This is a genomic window from Streptomyces sp. SJL17-4 (assembly GCF_036826855.1).
Lineage (GTDB): Bacteria > Actinomycetota > Actinomycetes > Streptomycetales > Streptomycetaceae > Streptomyces.
This window is the reverse complement of sequence record NZ_CP104578.1, coordinates 8,101,551-8,120,236: the sequence shown is the minus strand read 5'-3', so window position 1 is coordinate 8,120,236 and position 18,686 is coordinate 8,101,551. Positions and strand designations below refer to the sequence as shown.

General features: G+C 70.0%; 15 protein-coding genes. 3 read left to right on the top strand and 12 right to left on the bottom strand.

From position 1 onward, the window contains the following. Positions 1 to 19: 19 nt before the first annotated feature. Genes N5875_RS36420 through N5875_RS36405 form a run of 4 tightly spaced genes read right to left on the bottom strand, consistent with a single transcriptional unit; the run spans position 20 to position 4,602 of the window. Positions 20 to 1,417, bottom strand: a complete 1,398-nt coding sequence (locus tag N5875_RS36420) for a glycoside hydrolase (RefSeq protein WP_338498616.1) — start codon at positions 1,415 to 1,417, stop codon at positions 20 to 22. 35 nt (positions 1,418 to 1,452) lie between these two features. Beyond that, positions 1,453 to 2,283: a carbohydrate ABC transporter permease gene (locus tag N5875_RS36415; RefSeq protein WP_318211708.1), complete on the bottom strand. Its 831-nt coding sequence runs from the start codon at positions 2,281 to 2,283 to the stop codon at positions 1,453 to 1,455. Further along, positions 2,280 to 3,305, bottom strand: coding sequence for a sugar ABC transporter permease (locus N5875_RS36410; protein WP_338498613.1), 1,026 nt, complete (start codon positions 3,303 to 3,305; stop codon positions 2,280 to 2,282). The genes N5875_RS36415 and N5875_RS36410 overlap by 4 nt, the downstream gene beginning before the upstream one ends. 4 nt (positions 3,306 to 3,309) lie before the next feature. Then, complete coding sequence (locus N5875_RS36405; RefSeq protein WP_338498612.1) at positions 3,310 to 4,602, bottom strand: extracellular solute-binding protein; 1,293 nt, start codon at positions 4,600 to 4,602, stop codon at positions 3,310 to 3,312. A gap of 233 nt (positions 4,603 to 4,835) precedes the next feature. Here N5875_RS36405 and N5875_RS36400 point away from each other — a divergent pair, with 233 nt between their 5' ends. The 3 genes from N5875_RS36400 to N5875_RS36390 all read left to right on the top strand — a co-directional run bounded on the left by N5875_RS36400 (position 4,836) and on the right by N5875_RS36390 (position 8,119). Next, complete coding sequence (locus N5875_RS36400) at positions 4,836 to 5,849, top strand: LacI family DNA-binding transcriptional regulator (RefSeq protein ID WP_338499369.1); 1,014 nt, start codon at positions 4,836 to 4,838, stop codon at positions 5,847 to 5,849. A 389-nt stretch (positions 5,850 to 6,238) separates the two neighbouring features. Next, entirely contained in the window at positions 6,239 to 6,403 is a 165-nt protein-coding gene (locus N5875_RS36395) for a hypothetical protein (protein ID WP_338498609.1), read from the top strand. Between the two features lie 273 nt (positions 6,404 to 6,676). Further along, a complete protein-coding gene (locus N5875_RS36390) occupies positions 6,677 to 8,119 on the top strand; it encodes an endo-1,4-beta-xylanase (protein WP_318211705.1) in 1,443 nt (480 codons plus the stop codon). Between the two features lie 54 nt (positions 8,120 to 8,173). On the opposite strand, the gene araD is transcribed toward N5875_RS36390, so the two are convergent. From araD to N5875_RS36350, 8 genes are all read right to left on the bottom strand, one after another. Further along, a complete protein-coding gene (gene araD, locus N5875_RS36385) occupies positions 8,174 to 8,887 on the bottom strand; it encodes an L-ribulose-5-phosphate 4-epimerase AraD (RefSeq protein WP_318211704.1) in 714 nt (237 codons plus the stop codon). 47 nt (positions 8,888 to 8,934) lie between these two features. Beyond that, positions 8,935 to 10,443, bottom strand: coding sequence for an L-arabinose isomerase (gene araA, locus N5875_RS36380; protein WP_338498606.1), 1,509 nt, complete (start codon positions 10,441 to 10,443; stop codon positions 8,935 to 8,937). Positions 10,444 to 10,517: 74 nt separating this feature from the next. Next, on the bottom strand, positions 10,518 to 12,233 hold the full coding sequence (gene araB, locus N5875_RS36375; RefSeq protein WP_338498604.1) for a ribulokinase: 1,716 nt from the start codon (positions 12,231 to 12,233) through the stop codon (positions 10,518 to 10,520). Between the two features lie 311 nt (positions 12,234 to 12,544). Further along, positions 12,545 to 13,591 (bottom strand): LacI family DNA-binding transcriptional regulator, encoded by a 1,047-nt coding sequence (locus N5875_RS36370; RefSeq protein WP_318211701.1) that lies wholly within the window; start codon positions 13,589 to 13,591, stop codon positions 12,545 to 12,547. A 204-nt stretch (positions 13,592 to 13,795) separates the two neighbouring features. After that, entirely contained in the window at positions 13,796 to 14,872 is a 1,077-nt protein-coding gene (locus N5875_RS36365; RefSeq protein ID WP_318211700.1) for an aldose epimerase family protein, read from the bottom strand. Positions 14,873 to 14,980: 108 nt separating this feature from the next. After that, positions 14,981 to 15,988 (bottom strand): galactofuranose ABC transporter, permease protein YjfF, encoded by a 1,008-nt coding sequence (gene yjfF / locus N5875_RS36360; RefSeq protein ID WP_318211699.1) that lies wholly within the window; start codon positions 15,986 to 15,988, stop codon positions 14,981 to 14,983. After that, complete coding sequence (locus N5875_RS36355) at positions 15,985 to 17,100, bottom strand: ABC transporter permease (RefSeq protein ID WP_318211698.1); 1,116 nt, start codon at positions 17,098 to 17,100, stop codon at positions 15,985 to 15,987. The genes yjfF and N5875_RS36355 overlap by 4 nt, the downstream gene beginning before the upstream one ends. After that, on the bottom strand, positions 17,097 to 18,674 hold the full coding sequence (locus N5875_RS36350; RefSeq protein WP_338498602.1) for a sugar ABC transporter ATP-binding protein: 1,578 nt from the start codon (positions 18,672 to 18,674) through the stop codon (positions 17,097 to 17,099). Before N5875_RS36350 ends, N5875_RS36355 begins: the two co-directional genes overlap by 4 nt. Between the last annotated feature and the right edge of the window lie 12 nt (positions 18,675 to 18,686).

Below are 18,686 nucleotides of genomic sequence, written 5' to 3'. Positions count from 1 at the left end.
TCCTCGTGCGGTAGGCGGTTCAGTCGAGGACGATCGTGGTGAGCGCGCGGGGGGCGAGCTCGGCCGTCAGGGTCGTGCCGTGGGTGGAGACGATCTCGGCCGGGGCGATCGAGCGGGTCTCGTCGGTGACGTAGGCGTCGGGGTGCCGGTCGTACCCTCCGCGCAGGGTGAACGCGGCGGAGCGTGCGGTGGTCGCGGAGTTGAGGATCTCGATCACGCGGCTGCCGTCGGTGTTCCGGAAGGCCGTGATCCGGAGGGCCGGGTCGGCGTTCGTGGCCGGTACGCGGACGGCGCCGGGGCGGATGAAGCGGCTGAAGGCGGCCAGCGCCCAGTACCGCTTGGACACCCGGTAGTCGTCGCCGGGGTTGGCGAGCTGGATGAGCCCCCGGGTCGCCCCGAGGGACGCGCCGGTCCAGTAGACGTAGGCGTTGGCGTTGCCCGTGGTCAGGGTGTTCTGGATGTCGGCCGCGACGGTGAGACCGTCGTAGCCGCTGCCGTCGTCCCAGTTCTCGTTCCAGGTGGAGCCGTCCGGCGACCATTCCGACATCCACACGCGCTTGTCGGTCGGCTGCGGGACGTCGGTCGGACCGCTGTAGCGGTGACCGGTGATGGTCCGTACGGCCTTGTCGGCCGCGGGGTCCGCCTCGATGGCCTGGGTGTAGGCGACCTGGCGGTCCCAGCCCGCGGCGTCGCAGCAGACCACCCCGGTCTTCAGTCCGGACGCGCGAACGGTCGGCCCGAGCACCTTGAGGAAGTCGACGGCCTGCTGCGGGGTGAACCGCATGGAGGCGTAGGTCGCCGTCCAGTCGGGTTCGTTGGTGAACCCGAGGTCGGTGATCCCGATGCCTTCCTGGCGGTAGAACTTTGCGTACTGGACGAGGTAGTTCGCGTAGGCCTGACGCCATTCGGGCCGGAGCTCGCCGCCGTCGTTCTCGCTTCCGTTGGTCTTCATGAAGGCCGGGGCGCTCCACGCGTCGGCGAAGAACCGCTTGACGCCGTAGGCCTTGGCCTCCTTGGCGAGCCGGACCTGACCGCCGTCCCAGCCGTCCCAGACGTAGTTCGGTGTGGCGTCCGGGCCGCCGGGGTCGGTCGGCAGGATCGTCGGCATGTGGTCGTAGACCCTGTCGGTCGACGACCCGATGCCCAGGCGCAGGATCGAAAGCCCCGCGCCCTTCTCCTTGCTGAACAGGAGGTCGAGCACTTCGCGCTGCTTGGCCGGGCCGAGGCCTCGCGCGCCGTTCAGCAGGTCGGCGCGCTGGAAGGCCATCGAGAAGCCGAAGCCGTCGATGGGCTGGAGGGCGGTGCGGAAGTCGACTGTGGGGCGTGCGAGCTCGGCCGCGGGTGGCGCGGGGTCGGCCACCGCCTGTGTTGTTAGCGCTAACATGATGACGGCCGTCAGGGCGGTCAGGCGTTTCACGAGGTCTCCTCGGGTGGGGGGGAACGTTGGGCGGGTCAGCCCTTGGTGGCGCCCGCGGTGAGGCCGCCGATCAACTGACGCTCGGCGACGGCGTAGAAGGCCAGGGCGGGGACCATGGCGAGCACGATGTAGGCGAGGACGAGCGCGTAGTCGGTCGAGTACTGGCCCTGGAACTGCTGGACGCCGACCGGGATCGTCTGCCATTTCGGATCGTTGAACACCAGCAGCGGCAGGAAGAAGTTGTTCCAGCTCGCGACGATCGCCAGCACCGAGACCGTACCGAGCGCCGGGCGTGCCATCGGCAGCAGGATCTTCCAGAAGAAGCGGAACTTGCCGCAGCCGTCCATGATGGCCGCCTCCTCGATCTCCGCCGGGATGGTCCGGAAGAAGCCGCGGAGAATGATGATCGTCATGGGGAGCCCGAAGGCGGCCTGCGGGAGGATCACTCCCAGCGGGTTGTCGAGCAGGTCGAAGTCGCGCAGCAGCAGGAACAGCGGCAGGACCGCCACGGCGAACGGGAACATCAGCCCGATCGTGAAGAGCATGTAGAACAGTTCGCGGCCCCGGAAGGCGTAGCGCGCAAGGACGAACGCCGCCATGGCGGAGGCCACCACCGTGCAGACCGTCGTGCCGATCGCGATGCCGGCGCTGTTGGCGATCTGCCGCCAGAACATGCCGTCGCCGAGGATGCCGGTGTAATTTCCGGTCTTCCAGTGCTCCGGAAGCCCGAACGGATTGGTCGTGAGCTCGCCGGTGCTCTTGAACCCGGAGATCACCGCGTAGATCAGCGGTACGACGACGAACGCGCCGATCAGCCAGACCACGGCGTGCAGCGACAGGCCGCGTGCGGCCCTGCGGGCGTTCATCGGCCACCTCCCGTGGTGACGGCACCGCTCAGATCACGGCGGAGCACGTACCGCTGGTAGAAGAGGGAGAAGACGAGGCTGATCATGAACAGCACGACGCTGATCGCACTGGCGTAGCCGACCTGGTAGCGCTTGAACCCGAACTGGAACATCGAGATCGCCATCGTCTCGGAGGAGTGGTTGGGGCCGCCCGCGGTCATGACCCAGACGAGGTCGAAGAGCTGGATGGCCCCGATGACCGAAAGGAAGACGCTGATCCGGATCGTCGGGCCGAGCAGCGGCAGCGTCACGTACCGGAAGCGCTGCCAGGCGCCGGCGCCGTCGATGGAGGCGGCGTCGAGGACCTCGCGAGGGATGCTCTGCAGCCCGGCGAGGAAGAGCATCATGTGGAAGCCGAAGTACTTCCAGGTCATGACCACGAACAGGGTCGGCATGACCGTCGAGGGGTCGGCGAGCCACTTGCCCTGGAGTCCCTCCAGGCCGAGGGCGCCGGCCAGATGGTCGGCCATGCCGTCGCCGGGGAGGAAGATCATGGTGAAGAGGACCGCCGTGACCACCTCGGACAGGATGTACGGGGCGAAGAACAGCATCCGGTACACGGCGCGGCCGCGGAGCTTCTGGTTGAGCAGGACCGCGGTGAACAGCGCGAAGGGCAACTGCACCGTGATCGACAGGATGATCAGGTAGAGCCCGCGGCCCATGTCGCCGAGGAAGACCTGATCGGCGAAGAGCCTGACGTAGTTGTCGAGGCCGACGAAGTCGGCCATGGGGCCGACCCCGCCCCATTTGAAGAAGCTGGTACGGACGGCGACGACGATCGGGGCGAGGACGAAGACGAGGAAGAGGACCAGAGCCGGCACGAGGAACCAGGCGATCGACGCCCAGCCGCCCAGCCCGTGCAGGAGCGACCGGGCCGGGGCGGGCGGGCACGCCGGTACGGTGCCCGCCGTCCGCTCGTCGGCCGGGTCCTTGGCCATGTCCTTGGTCATGTCCTTGCCCGGGTCCTTGGTCGGGGTGGCCACGGAGCTAGGCACCCTTCGCAGCCTCGGTGATCGACCGGGTGACCTGCTCGGGCGTCTTCTTGCCCGCGATGAGGTCGGCGACGCTGTCGTTGACCTCCTGGCCGACCGCCGGCGGATAGGCCTGGTCGAGGAAGAGCTGGAAGCCCGTCGCCTTGGCCAGACTGCCCGCCACCACCTTCTTGTTGGCGTCGGTCAGCTGACTCTCCGCGCCCTTGACCACCGGCAGGTAGCCGTTGGAGGCGAGCAGCTTGGACTCGTTCTCCAGGACGAAGAACCTCAGGAAGTCCAGCGCCTCCTTCGGGGCGCCCTTGCGCAGCGCGAAGCCACCGCCGCCGCCGAACACCTCGCCGGCCGTGCCGACTCCGCCGTCGACCGTCGGGAAGGGGAAGAAGCCCAGGTCCGCTCCGAGGTCGGCGGCGGCGTCCTTCTGCACCGACGGCGCCCACTGTCCCATCAGCTCCATGGCGGCCTTGCCGTTGCCCATGGTCGCGGCCTGACCGCCCGGGGTGGCGTAGCCGGCGCCGAGGAAGGCCTCCTGGAACGGCTGGAGGTCGACCAGCTCCTTGAGGTGGACACCGGCCTGGACGAAGCCGGGGCCGGTGAAGTCCTTGCTGGTCGCGGCCTCTTGCAGGGCGGGGAGGCCGGCGACGCGCATCGCGAGGTAGGCCCAGTAGTAGTGGCCCGGCCACTTCTCCTTGCCCGCGAGGGCGATCGGGGTGACGCCGGCCGCCTTGAGCTTCCTGACGACGTCGAGGAACTCGGCCCAGGTGGCCGGCGGCGCGGTGACCCCGGCCTTGGCGAAGAGCTTCTTGTTGTACCAGAAGCCGACCATGCCGATGTCGTACGGGACTCCGTAGGTCCGGCCATCGATCTGATAGGCCTGCAGCGACACCGGGGTGAGCTCGGACGACCAGCCGAGCGCGTCGGTGAGGTCCTCGACGAGCCCCGCGTCGACCTGCTGCTGCAGCACGCCGCCGCCCCAGGTCTGGAAGACATCAGGGAGCTTGCCGGACGAAGTGGTGGCGGTCAGCTTGGACTTGAACGCCTCGTTCTCCAACGAGGTCGTCTTGATCTCGATGTTCGGGTGAGCGGACATGAACGCCGAGGCGATCTGCGGGAAGAGGGACTTGCCCGGTTCCGTCGTGGCGATGTTCCACCAGTCGAACGCCACCTTGCCGTCGGCTGCCGGCCCATCGCCGGAGCCGCCGCCGGCGCAGGCCGCGGTCAGCGAGACGGACAGTGCGGTCAGGCCCGAGAGCGCAAGGAAGCGTCGTCGGCTCGGGGGGATGCTGGCCATGGGACCTCCGGGGTGGGGAATGCCGATTCAGGCCCGAAAACTTTTCGTAAACTCCTCGAATTCCGTGAGGCCACAAACTAGGAACGCGAGGCTTCCCGGTCAAGGCCTCTCCCCGAACTCCCTTGAAACAGTGGCGTTTTCCAGGGTTGACAAGCCGGTCACGGGATCCGAAACTCTTCGAAACGTTTGCGGAACACATCACCGGCCGATGGCGTCCGCACAGAGGAGAGATGTTGAGCGAGCAACGCCCGACCCTGGCCGTCATCGCCGCGGAGGCAGGCGTCTCCCAGGCCACCGTGTCCAAGGTGATCAACGGCCGCTCCGATGTCGCGCCCTCGACACGCGAGCGGATCGAGGCCCTGTTGCGATCCCGCAACTACCTTCCCCCCGGCCGCCAGGGCAGGGCCCGCAGGTCGGGCCTTGTCGACCTGATCCTCGGCGGCCTGGACAGCGCCTGGGCGGTGGAGATCCTGCGCGGTGTCGAGGCCGAGTGCGCCCTGCGGAGCGTCGGCACCGTCGTGTCGCTCGTCCCGCCGGGCGAGGCCACACCGTCGAGCTGGACCGCGCTGCCGGTCCTGCACCACAGCGACGGGGTCATCCTCGTCACCTCCTCGGTCACCCAGGCCCAGCGCGCCCAGGTCGAACGGGCCGGAGTGGCGCTGGTCGTCATCGACCCGATCGACCTGCCGGACAACGGCGTGCCGAGCATCGGCGCGACCAACTGGGCCGGCGGCCTGGCCGCCACCGAGCACCTGCTGGAGCTGGGGCACCGCCGGATCGCCGCGATCGGCGGGCGCAAGGAGATGCTCTGCAGCCAGGCCCGCATCGACGGGTACCGGGCAGCGCTCGAGCGGGCCGGGGTCGAAGTCGACCGCGACCTGATCCGGTTCGGCGACTTCCAGCACGAGGGCGGGTTCCGGCGCGCCCAGGAACTGCTCGCCCTACCCGACCCGCCGACGGCCGTCTTCGCCGGCAGCGACCAGCAGGCGATGGGCGTCTACGAGGCCGCACGGCAGGCCGGGTTGAGCGTCCCGGAGGACCTCAGCGTGGTCGGCTTCGACGACCTGCCGATGTGCGACTGGCTGTCGCCGCCGCTGACGACGGTCCGTCAGCCGCTGGAGGAGATGGGCCGGCTCGCCGCCCGCACCCTGTTCCAGCTTCTGGAGGGCCAGCCCCTGGTCAGCCCCCGGATGGAGCTGTCGACCGAGCTCAAGGTCAGGCTCTCCACCGCCCCGCCCCGTCGCTAGGAGAAGCCCTTGACCGAACCCTGGCGTGACCCCCTCCCGCCCGCGCCAAAGCGCGTCGCCGATCTGCTGCAACGGATGACGGTGGAGGAGAAGGCGGGGCAGCACCCTGCGCACGCCCCACGCGCGGTGCTGGACCACCGGCGACGGGCTCCGTCTCCGGCTCCGCCCCCGAACGCCTTGGCGAGCGCGCCTCCCCGCCGCTCGTGGCCCGCCCGCGACGACGACACCCGCCTCCTGTTCCTTCGTACGGCGGAGGGCTCCGCCTCCGCCGTGGGCCCGAGACCCTGGCCGGCGTTTGCGTGCCCTCTGGCCCTGTCCGCCCGCAGGTCCGTATCCGAGACTCCGGCCATTCCTTCGTCCACGCGGCGCCCGACGGCACCCGGCAGGAAATGACCACCGCCGAAGCGACGTTTCTCTCCCCGCTGTTCGCCAGCGCGCATATCGGCCTCTATGCCACTTCCCATGGCCGCCCGTCCATCAACGAGGCCCTTTTCACGTGGTTCGACCTCGCATATCCACGTATCTCGGCTCCAGGCCCGGTCCTCTCGCCGTGAAAAGGCGTCCTTCGTCTCGACACTCGACGATAGACGCAGCTCAAGGGTGGGCCGCATCGAAATTCTTTCGACGCTGGCAGCCTTCGAAAGAGCTTCGAAACTCTTGACTTGTTTCTGCTGCGTTTCCACACTTATTCCCGAGGCGGCGTCTCCCGCTTTTCGGTACGCCCTGATACTGCGCGCGTCTTTTGTTCATCGACGAAGACATCACCGACGCGGATTCGCTCTGCCGCCTTCACTTCCTTCCGCGATTTCCATCCTGGAGGTTCCTTCATGCGCTCACGCGCTCATTCCCCGTCCACCGTCCGCCGGAAAACAGGCGGCCTGTGCGCGGCCCTGATCGTCGGCGTCCTCGGTTCCGCCACCGTGCTCGTGGCGCCCCTCACCTCGCACGCAGCCGAGAGCACACTCGGCGCCGCGGCGAAGCAGAGCGGCCGGTACTTCGGCACCGCCATCGCCTCGGGCCGGCTCAACGACTCGGCGTACACGACGATCGCGGGCCGCGAGTTCAACTCGGTGACGGCCGAGAACGAGATGAAGATCGACGCCACCGAACCCCAGCAGGGCCGGTTCGACTTCGCTGCCGCCGACCGCGTCTACAACTGGGCCGTGCAGAACGGCAAGCAGGTACGCGGCCACACCCTGGCCTGGCACTCCCAGCAGCCCGGCTGGATGCAGAACCTCAGCGGCAGCGCGCTGCGCCAGGCGATGACCAACCACATCAACGGCGTGATGGCCCACTACAAGGGCAAGATCGGTCAGTGGGACGTCGTCAACGAGGCCTTCGCCGACGGCAGTTCGGGAGCCCGGCGCGACTCCAACCTCCAGCGCACCGGCAACGACTGGATCGAGGTCGCCTTCCGCGCCGCGCGCGCCGCCGACCCGGCCGCCAAGCTCTGCTACAACGACTACAACGTGGAGAACTGGACCTGGGCCAAGACCCAGGCCATGTACGCCATGGTCAAGGACTTCAAGCAGCGCGGCGTGCCGATCGACTGCGTGGGCTTCCAGTCCCACTTCAACAGCGACAGCCCGTACAACAGCAACTTCCGCACCACCCTGCAAAGCTTCGCCGCCCTCGGCGTCGATGTGGCCGTCACCGAACTCGACATCCAGGGCGCCTCAGGCACCACCTACGCCAACGTGACCAACGACTGCCTGGCCGTCCCGCGCTGCCTCGGCATCACCGTCTGGGGCGTGCGCGACACCGACTCCTGGCGGCCGGAGCACTCGCCGCTGCTGTTCAACGGCGACGGCAGCAAGAAGCCCGCGTACACCTCCGTCCTCAACGCACTCAACGCCGTCTCCCCCGGCCCCACTCCGACCCCCTCCCCCGGCTCCGGCCCCGTCAAGGGAGTCGGTTCGGGCCGCTGCCTGGACGTGCCCGGCGCCGGCACCGCCGACGGCACCCAGGTCCAGCTGTGGGACTGCAACAACCGCACCAACCAGCAGTGGACCCACACCGCAGCCGGTGAGCTCAGGGTCTACGGCGACAAGTGCCTGGACGCCGCAGGAACCGGCAACGGCACCAAGGTCCAGATCTACAGCTGCTGGGGAGGCGACAACCAGAAGTGGCGCCTCAACTCCGACGGATCCGTCGTCGGCGTCCAGTCCGGCCTGTGCCTCGACGCCGCCGCCAACGGCACCGCCAACGGCACTCTGATCCAGCTCTACTCCTGCTCGGGCGGCAGCAACCAGCGCTGGACCCGTAGCTGACGTCGCACCGTCCACGGAGGGGAGCCAGGACGATTCTGGCTCCCCTTCGGCGTGTCAGACGGAGGCGGGGTTGCCGTAGTAGGCGTCCGGGCCGTGCTTGCGGGTGAAGTGACGGTCCAGGAGGTGCTGCGGAGGTTCGACGGTGCCCAGGGCGATGGTGTGGAGCGCCATCTCGGCCACCGCCTCGCAGATGATCGCGTGTTCCAGGGACGTGGTGGCGTCCACGCCCCAGGTGAACGGGCCGTGGTGGGCGACGAGGGCTCCGGGGACTTCCCTGGCGCGGGTGTCGTCACGGCCCAGCAGGTCCACGATGACCTGGCCGGTGTTGTACTCGTAGTCCGTGGCGCACTGCTCGGGGGTGAGGGCCGCGGTGACGGGGACGGGGCCGTTGAAGGTGTCGGCGTGCGTCGTGCCGAGGACCGGTATGGGGCGCCGGGCCTGGGCGAAGGCGACGGCGTGGGTGGAGTGCGTGTGGGTCACGCCTCCGATGGACGGGAAGGCCAGGTAGAGACTGCGGTGCGTCTCCGTGTCGGTGGACGGGCGCAGACGGCCGTCGACGACGCTCCCGTCGGACAGGGAGACGACGACGAGGTCCTCCTCCCTCAGGACGTCGTAGTCCACCCCCGAGGGCTTGATGACGAAGACGCCGGCCTCCCGGTCGACACCGCTCACGTTGCCCCAGGTGAGGGTGGCGAGCCCGGCTCGTGGGATACGGAGGTTGGCCTCCAGCACCTCTCGGCGCAGTTCCTCGGGAACGGTGGTGCTCACGGAGGGCTCCGTCCTGGTGGAGTCGGTTGCGGTGGCTGCCGAGGTGTTCACAGGCTCTGGGCCAGACGGTGGTACGCCTGGTTCCAGCGCAGCTCGCGCGTGAAGCGCCGGACGGTGGTGTCTTCGTCGATGACGGCGAGTTCGGTCCGCAGCATCTCGGCGAGGTCTTCGAGCTCCTCGCCGCCGAGGGCGGTGGTCAGGACCGTGTGGTGCGGTGCTCCGGCCGTCAGCCAGGCCTCGGTGGACGTACGGAGGTCCGGGCGGGGCCGCCAGACGGCACGGGCGACGGGGAGCAGGGGGAGCGGCTCGGGCGCGGCGACGACGTCGATGTGGTTGGCGACGAGGCGGAACCGGTCGCCCATGTCGGCGAGACCGACGACGACGGCCGCGCCGGGGTCCGCGTCGAAGACGAGGCGGACCGGGTCCTCGCGTCCGCCGATGCCCAGCGGGTGGATCTCGCAGGCGGGGGTGGCCGTCGTGAGGGAGGGGCACACCTCCAGCATGTGGGCGCCGAGAATGAGCTCCTGGCCGGGTGTCAGGTCGTAGGTGTAGTCCTCCATGAAGGAGGTGCCGCCGGGCAGCCCGTGGCCCATCGCCTTGAGGGTGCGCAGCAGCGTGGAGGTCTTCCAGTCCCCTTCGCCGCCGAAGCCGTAGCCGTCCGCCATCAGGCGCTGCACGGCGAGGCCGGGCAGCTGGCGCAGGCCGCCGAGGTCCTCGAAGTTGGTGGTGAAGGCGCGGAACCCGCCTTCCGTGAGGAAGGTACGCAGACCGGCTTCGATGCGGGCGGCGTAGCGCAGGGAGTCGTGGCGCTCGCCCCCGGGCCGCAGCTCGGGCGCGAGGGCGTAGAGGTCCTCGTACTCCTCGACGAGGGCGGTGACGGTGTCGTCGGGGGCGGCGTCGACGGCGGCGACGAGGTCGTTGACGCCGTAGGTGTTGACCGAGACCCCGAACCGCAGCTGGGCCTCGACCTTGTCGCCTTCGGTGACGGCGACGTCGCGCATGTTGTCGCCGAACCGGGCGAGTTTGAGGGTGGTGAGTTCGGCTCGACCGACGGCGGCGCGGGCCCATCCGGCGATGCGGTCGACGACCTCGGGGTGGGAGACATGGCCGGCCACGGTCTTGCGCGGGACACCGAGACGGGTCTGCACGAAGCCGAACTCGCGGTCGCCGTGGGCGGCCTGGTTCAGGTTCATGAAGTCCATGTCGATGGTGGACCAGGGCAGTCGGCTGTTGGACTGGGTGTGCAGGTGGAGCAGGGGCTTGCTCAGGGCGTCGAGGCCTGCGATCCACATCTTGGCCGGGGAGAAGGTGTGCATCCAGGCGATCAGGCCGATGCAGCGATCGTCGGCGTTGGCCTCCAGGCAGATCGCTCGGATGGCGGCCGCGTCGGTGAGGACCGGCTTCCACACGAGGCGGACGGTCATCCGGGGCTGGTCGGCGAGGGTGTCGCGGATGGCGCGGGACTGCTCGGCGACCTGGGCCAGGGTGTCCTCGCCGTAAAGGGACTGGCTGCCGGTGAGAAACCAGATCTCGCGGTCGGGCTGGGCGAGCGTCATGTCGGGTGTGCTCCTCGGGGGTACGGGGTCGGAGGGATCGGGCCCATGGAGGCGGAGGCGAGGCTGCGGCCCGTTCAGTGGGTGAGGGTGGTGGCGGTGGCGCGTGCGGTGTTGCGCATCCGTCGCAGGCGGTGCAGGAGGAGGTCCGGACCGGTGCCGAAGTGCTCGTGGAGGGTGCGGTACTCGCCGAAGAGCTCGTCGTAGGCGTCCGCTCGCGCGGGGTCGGGCAGGTACATGTGGCGCTGGACGCTCCCCATGGCGGAGGCGGCGGAGCGGACGTCGGGGTAGGCGCCCGCGGCGACGGCGGCGTGGATGGCCGAGCCGAGCGCCGGCCCCTGTTCGGAGGTCCCGAGAGAGACGGGGCGGCGGAGCACGTCGGCGTAGATCTGCATGAGCAGCGCGTTCTTCTTCAGACCCCCGGTGACGATGAACTCCTCGACGGGGATGCCGCCGGCCTCGAAGGTCTCGACGATCAACCGGGTGCCGTACGCGGTGGATTCGAGCAGGGCCCGGTAGATGTCTTCGGGGCGGGTGTCGAGGGTGAGGCCCGCGATGACTCCGGAGAGGTGGTGGTCGACCAGGGGGGAACGGTTGCCGTTCATCCAGTCCAGGGCGATCAGACCGTGCGCGCCGACCGGCTGGTCGGCGGCCTTGCGGGTCAGGAGCCGGTGCAGGTCCTCGCCCGATGCCTCCGCCTCGGCGCGGTAGTGGTCCGGGACGCCCTGACGGAGCCACCAGGCGAAGATGTCGCCGACCGCGCTCTGGCCTGCCTCGTAGCCGTAGGCGCCCTCGACGATGCCCCCGTCGACGACCCCGCAGATGCCGGGGACTTCGGCGAGGGCCGCCGCGTTGAGGACGTGGCAGGTGGAGGTGCCCATGATGGCGAGCATCCGGCCGTTCTCGACGGCGCCCGCCGCGGGCGCGGCCACGTGGGCGTCGACGTTGCCGACGGCGACGGCGATGCCCTCGGGGAGGCCGGTCCAGCGGGCGGCCCGGGCGCTCAGTCCGCCGGCTCGGGAGCCCAGGGGGGCCAGCGGGTGCTCCAGGCGCGTGGCGGGGAAGTCGGCGAACTCCGGGTGGAGCCGCGCGAGGAAGGCGGGCGACGGGTAGGCGCCGTCCTGGTGGATGCCCTTGTAGCCGGCGGTGCAGGTGTTGCGGGACTCGGTGCCGGTCAGCTGCCAGACGATCCAGTCGGCCGCCTCGATCCAGCGGGCGCAGGCGGCGTAGACGGCCGGGTCCTCTTCGAGGACCTGGAGGGCCTTGGCGTACTGCCACTCGGCGGAGATCTTGCCGCCGTACCGTGCGATCCACTTCTCGCCGTGGGCGTGGGCGAGGGCGTTGATGCGGTCCGCCTGCTCCTGGGCCGCGTGATGCTTCCACAGCTTGGGCCAGGCGTGCGGGCGGTCGGCCCACTCGGGCGTCAGGGCGAGCGGGGTGCCGTCCGGGGTGGTCGGAAGGACCGTACAGGCGGTGAAGTCGGTGGCGATGCCGATGACGTGGTCCGGATCGACTCCGGCGTCGGCGAGCGCCGCGGGTACGGCGGTACGGAGGACGTCGCGCCAGTCCTCGGGGTGCTGGAGGGCCCAGTCGGGCGGCAGTGGGGCGCCGGTGGTGGGGAGGCGGTCCTCGATGACCGCGTGGCGGTACTCGAGGACCGACGACCCGAGTTCGGCGCCGTCCCGGACCCGGACCACGACGGCGCGCCCGGAGAGGGTGCCGAAGTCGACTCCGATGGTGCAGGCCTCGGGGTGGTGGCGGGCTGCGGGGTCGGCAAGGGCATGTGTGGTCACGATGCGGTCTCTCTCGTCATGGGCGGGTCGGAGAAGCATCCTGATTGTTAACGCTCACAATTGAGTTGGACAAGGGGTCTTTGCAGTTCTGTCCCACATTCGGCAGGAAGTGAGGCTTCGGAAGTGAGCGCTCACCTGCAGGCCGAAGTGGCCGTCGGCGCCGCGGCCCATTCGAGGTGAGCCCGGTCGCCGACAGCGAGGCGGTGGCGGCGGCCGCAACGTGGCGGTGGCCGCGAGGCGGCGGCGCCGGTGGTGAGGCGGTGACGATCACCGCGCGGTGGGGGTGGCGGCGGCGAGAGCCGCCCGCCCCGTCAGCCCTCGTGCGCCGGGCGCGTGCTCGCGCGCATGATGAGCTGCGGTTCCACCAGGAGGTGCTGGGCCTTCCGGGCGCGGCCCTCGATGTGGTCCACCAGGAGCCCGATGCTGCGGCGCCCGATGGCGGCGAAGTCCTGCCGGACCGTCGTCAGGGGCGGCGGGAAGTACTCGGCCTCCGGGATGTCGTCAAAGCCGGCGACGGCCATCTGGGCGGGGGTGCGGATGCCGCCCTCGCGCAGCGCCCGCAGGACGCCCAGCGCCATCTGGTCGTTGGCGACGAAGACGGCCGTGACGGGTGTCGCCCCGCGGCGGGCCAGGACGAGCCCCGCGAGTTCCTGTCCCGCCCGGTACCCGGACAGCGGGCTCCAGTCCCCCGTCAGTACGCGGGGAGGCTCGACGCCGTTCTCCTCCAGGACGGCGCGCCAGCCCGCGGTACGGGCCTCGCTCTCCAGCCAGTCCTCGGGTCCCGCCACGTGCCAGACGGTGCTGTGTCCGGCGGCGAGGAGGTGTTCCGTGACCATGCGGGCGCCGAGCTCCTGGTCGAGGGAGACGCCGGGCAGGTCGAGCTGATGCCCCCCTTCCACGGTGACCACGGGGAAGGGCGCCTCCAGCTCGGCGAGCGCCTGCACGTGCGAGCGCTGCGGGGTGATGGCGACGACACCCTCCACGCCCCAGGCCGCGAGGTGGTCGATGGCGTCCTTGAGTCCCTGCCCCCCGCCCGAGCGCAGATTGACGGTCGAGACGAGGTAGCCCTCCTCCCGGGCGGCCTCCTCCAGGCCGGTGAGGGTGCTGGCAGGGCCGTACAGGGCGGTGTTGACGGCGATGACGCCCAGCGTCCTCGTACGGCGCGTCACCAGGGCGCGTGCGGCGGAGTTGCGGCGGTAGCCAAGGCGCTCGATGGCGATGGTGACCGTCTCCCGGGTGGCCGCGCGCACGTTGGGGTGACCGCTCAGCACCCGGGAGACGGTCTGGTGGGAGACCCCCGCCTCTCGTGCGACGTCGGCCATCGTCGGCGGGCGGACGTCTTCCGCGGGATGCGCCACGTTTGCCTCCCTTCTCCCTGCTTGCGGCTGTGTATCGATACGAGAAAAACCTTAGCGCCTCTTGTATCACGCTGTTGTGAGCGCTAACAATCAAGCGTCCGGGGTGCCGAAGCCCACCTGTGGGCAGAACAGCCCGCTCCGGACATGGCCGTGCCGCCGGTTCTCCACCTGCGTGCACGGCCGTATCGGCATGTTCGTACGGGGTCAGAGATGCGTACCGAACCGCAGGACGGTCCTCGACCTGTACTCGCCGCCGGGTCGCAGCACGGTGGACGGGTCACCGGGGCGGTTCGGGGAGTCGGGGAAGTGCTGGGTCTCCAGCGCGACGCCGGCGCCCGACCGGTAGGGCGTACCGCTCTTGCCGAGGACCGATCCGTCGAACTGGCCCGCGGTGTAGACCTGGAGTCCCGGCTCCGTGGTCAGCACCTCCATGCGGCGGCCGGTGGCCGGGGCGTGGAGGACGGCGGCCCGGCGCAGTGTCCCGCCGTCGTGCGGGCTCAGGACGAAGTTGTGGTCGTACCCGCCGCCCGCGCCGAGGCGGGCCTGGGCCTCGGCGAGCCTGAGCGGCCGGCGGAGGTCGAACGCGGTGCCGTGCACGGGGCGGTGGTCCCCGGAGGGGATGAGCTCCTCGTCGACCGGCGTGTAGTGGTCGGCGTCGACGGTCAGTTCGTGGTCGAGGATGTCGCCGGCGCCCTCGCCTTCGAGGTTGAAGTAGGCGTGGTTGGTCAGGTTGACCGGGGTCGCCGCGTCGGTGACGGCGGCGTACGAGAAGGAGAGTTCGCCGTCGCGGCCGATGAGGAAGCTGACGGTGACGTCGAGGTTTCCCGGGAATCCCTGGTCGCCGTCGGGGCTGTGAAGGTGCAGGAGCACCCCTGTCCGCTCCGGGGTGTGGACCCTTTCGGCTTCCCAGAGCCGCGTGTCGAAGCCGTCGGCTCCGCCGTGCAGGCAGTGGCCGTTCTCCTGTGTGGTCAGCTGGTACGGCGCGCCTTCCAGGGAGAACCGGCCGTGTGCGATGCGGTTGGCGTAGCGGCCGACGGTGGAACCGAAGTACCGGGCGGTATCGGCCGTCCGGGCCGGGTCGCGCGGAGCGAGGACGACGTCGGCCGGGGTGCCGTGCCGGTCCGGCACCCACAGTCCGTGGAGACGGGCGCCGCGGGTGTGCACCTCCGCCGTGAGTCCGCCGGGGAAGCCGAAGATCCATCGCTGTCCGGAGTCCGCACCGGGAACGCAGACCGGCGGGCCGCCGCTGAAAGGGGGACGGGACGTCGAAGTCACGGTCATGGGAGTTCCTTGTCCGGAGTGCGGCACGGCCGGGAAAAGGGGCTGAGGGCCCCCGCTCCCGACCGTAGTCGTGGTGGTGGTGGGTGATCAGTGGTGGGTGACTGGCGCTCAGTGGTCCGCTCGGGGTCCGCCGAAGAGCCGCTGGAGGAGGATGAAGACGAACAGCAGCCCGCCGATGACGATGCGCGTCCACCACGAGCTCAGCGTGCCCTGGAAACTGATGACGGTCTGGATCAGACCGAGGACCGTCACACCCAGCGCGGTGCCCAGGACGAAGCCGGAGCCCCCGGTCAGCAGGGTCCCCCCGATGACGGCGGCGGCGATGGCGTCGAGTTCCATGCCGACGGCGTGCAGGGCGTAGCCGGACAGCATGTAGAAGGTCAGCAGCAGGCCGCCGAGGGCGGAGCACAGACCGCTCACGGCGTACACCGCGACCTTGGTGCGTCCCACGGGCAGGCCCATGAGACGGGCCGAGGACTCGTTGCCGCCCAGGGCGTAGACGGTGCGGCCGAAGCGGGTGTGGTGCAGGACGCCGAAGGCGAGCGCCAGAACGACCAGGGCGATGACCACGGCGGGTGAGACGAACAGTCCCCCGGGCAGGAGCACCCGCGTCTGGGCGATCGTCGTGGTCGTCGGGTCGGTGATCGAGATGGACTCCGTGCTGATCATGTAGCAGAGGCCGCGGGCGAGGAACATGCCCGCGAGGGTGACGATGAAGGGCTGGATCTCGAAGGCGTGGATGACCCAGCCCATGAGGGCGCCGCCTCCCGCTCCCACCAGCAGGACCAGCGGCACCGCCAGGGCGAGCGGCACGCCGTTCTGTTCGACGAGCCAGGCCGTCAGCATGGTCGACAAAGCCACCATGGAGCCAACGGACAGGTCGATGCCACCGGTGAGGATGACGAACGTCATGCCGATCGCCACGACGAGCAGGAAGCCGTTGTCGATCAGGACGTTGAGCAGGACCTGCGCGGAGAAGAAGCCTTCGTACTGCAGCGAGCCGATCGAGAACATCGCGATCAGCAGTGTGGCCGTCACCATGAGCGGCAGGCGGGTGGCATGCCGTACCGAGAACCGCTGGAGCGGTCCGGTGAGGGAACTGAGGGGGGTACTCACGGGTGGACCTCCTGCCGGCGGGCTCCCGCGTCGCCGGCCGCGGGGGCCGGGTCGGGGCCGGCCGGTCGGCGACGGTGTGAGAGTCGTGCGCGGAACGCGGGCGACTGGGCGAGACACACGACGATGACGACCAGGGCCTTGAAGACGAGGGTGGTCTCCGGCGGTACGCCGAGTGTGTAGATCGTGGTCGAGAGGGTCTGGATGATGAGCGCGCCCAGGACCGTCCCGCCGAGCGAGAAGCGGCCGCCCGTGAGGGCGGTGCCGCCGATGACCACAGCGAGGATCGCGTCCAGCTCGATCCACAGGCCCGCGTTGTTGCCGTCGGCACTGGACACGTTGGAGCTGATCATCAGGCCGGCCACCGCGGCGCACACGGAGCTCACCACGTACACCATGACCAGGAGCCCGGCCGCCCGGATGCCGACGAGGCGGCTCGCGACCGGATTGCCGCCCACCGATTCGATGAGCATGCCGAGCGCGGTCCGCCGGGTGACGAGGGAGGTCACCGCGACGAGGACCCCGGCGAGCAGGACGGCGAAGGGAAGCGTGAGCCAGTAGCCGCCGCCGATCATCTTGTAGGCGCCACTGGACACGCTGATGATCTGGCCGTCGGTGATCAGCTGGGCCACGCCCCGCCCCGCGACCATGAGGACCAGCGTGGCGACGATGGGCTGGACGCCGAGCCGGGCGACGAGGAAGCCGTTCAGGAGTCCGATGGCGGCGGCCACACCGAGCGCCGTCGCGATCGCCGACAGGACGGTGGGCAGGCTCCCGGGGTCCTCCGCGGTGGCGATGTGTTCGCACGCGAGGGCGCCGGCGATGGCGACCGTCGAGCCGACAGACAGGTCGATGCCCCGGGTCGCGATGACCAGCGTCATGCCGAGCGACACCAGGACCAGGGGGGCGCCGAACTGGAGGATGTCGATCAGGCTGCCGTACAGGTGCCCGTTCTGGACGCGTACGGCGAAGAAGTCGTGGGTGAGTGCGACGTTCCCCAGCAGCAGGGTGGCCAGCGCGGCGGCGGGCCAGAACAGGCGGTGCTCGGTGAGCCGCCGGGCGCCGGGCATCCGGGCCGGACGCCCCCCGGCGCCGGTGTCGTCAGGTGGTGTCATGAGGTGGCTCCGGTGGCGATGGCGCCCAGGATCCGGTCGGGCGTCAGGGTCGTGTCGTTGGGGAGGGTGGCGACGAGCCGGTGGTCGCGCAGCACGCCGACCCGGTGGCTGAGCCGCAGCACTTCCTCCAGTTCGGCGGAGATGAAGAGGACCGCGGTGCCCTCCGAGGCCAGGCGGGTGACGAGCTTCCCGATCTCCGTCCTGGCGCCGATGTCGATGCCCCGGGTGGGTTCGTCCAGGATCAGCAGCTCGGGGTCGGTGAGCAGCCATCGGGCGAGCAGCACCTTCTGTTGGTTGCCTCCGCTGAGATTGCGGACCTGGGCCTCGGGGTCGGCCGGACGGATGTCGAGGACCTCGATCCACCGAGCGGCGATCTCGTCCTGACGGGTGCGGGAGAGGGGTTTGGTCCAGCCGCGTGCGGCTTGCAGGGCCAGCACGATGTTCTCGCGGACCGTGAGTTCGCCGATCAGGCCCTCCGCCTTGCGGTTCTCCGAGCAGAAGGCGATCTTGTGGGCGATCGCGGCGCGCGGGGAGCGCAGGGCGGCGCGCTCGCCGTCGATCCGCAGCTCGCCCGCGTCGGCGTGGTCGGCGCCGAAGAGCAGCCGGGCCGCCTCGGTACGTCCGGATCCGAGGAGTCCGGCCAGGCCGATGACCTCGCCGCGGTGGATGTCCAGGTCGTACGGCTGGATGGAACCGGCCCGGCCGAGTCCGCGGGCGCTCAGGAAGGGGGCGTCCGCGGAGTCGGGGACGTCGACGGTGTCGGTGCCGGTGTGGGACGTCTCGGCCGGTTCGTCCAGGGTGCGCGGTTCGCTGCCGACCATGTGGTGTACGAGGGTGACGGGTGTCAGCTCGTCGATCCGGTACTCGCCTTCGAGGTGGCCGTTGCGCAGGACGGTCACCCGGTCGCACAGGTCGAAGACCTGGTCGAGGAAGTGAGTGACGAACAGGATCGCGACGCCCCGGTCACGAAGTCGGCGGACCAGTGTGAACAGCTGGGCGACTTCGTCCCGGTCGAGACTGGAGGTGGGCTCGTCGAGGACGAGCACCTTCGCCTGGATGTCCACGGCGCGGACGATGGCGACGAGTTGCTGGACGGCGAGGGAGTGCGCGCTGAGCGGCCGGCGGACGTCGAGGTCGAGTTCCAGCTCGGTGATGAGCTGTGCCGCACGCCGGTGGAGGGCCGACCAGTGGACGAGGCCCAGGCGCCGGGGTTCACGGCCGATGAGGATGTTCTCGGCGACGGAGAGGTTGGGGCACAGGTTCACCTCCTGGTACACCGTGCTGATTCCGGCGTGCTGGGCTCCCAGGGGCTCGGCGAACCGCTGGGGGGTTCCGTCGACGGAGACCGTTCCCGCGTCGGGCGGGTGAACGCCGGTGAGGACCTTGATGAGGGTCGACTTGCCGGCGCCGTTCTCGCCCATCAGCGCATGGACCTCGCCCGGGAAGAGGCGCAGGTCCACGCCGTCGAGTGCGAGGACGCCGGGGAAGGCCTTGCGGATGCCGTGGGCCTCCAGGACCGGCCGGTCGGTGCGGGTGGGTGTGCGCGGGGTGGGTGGGGTGGGTGGGGCTGCCATCCGCCCTCCTCT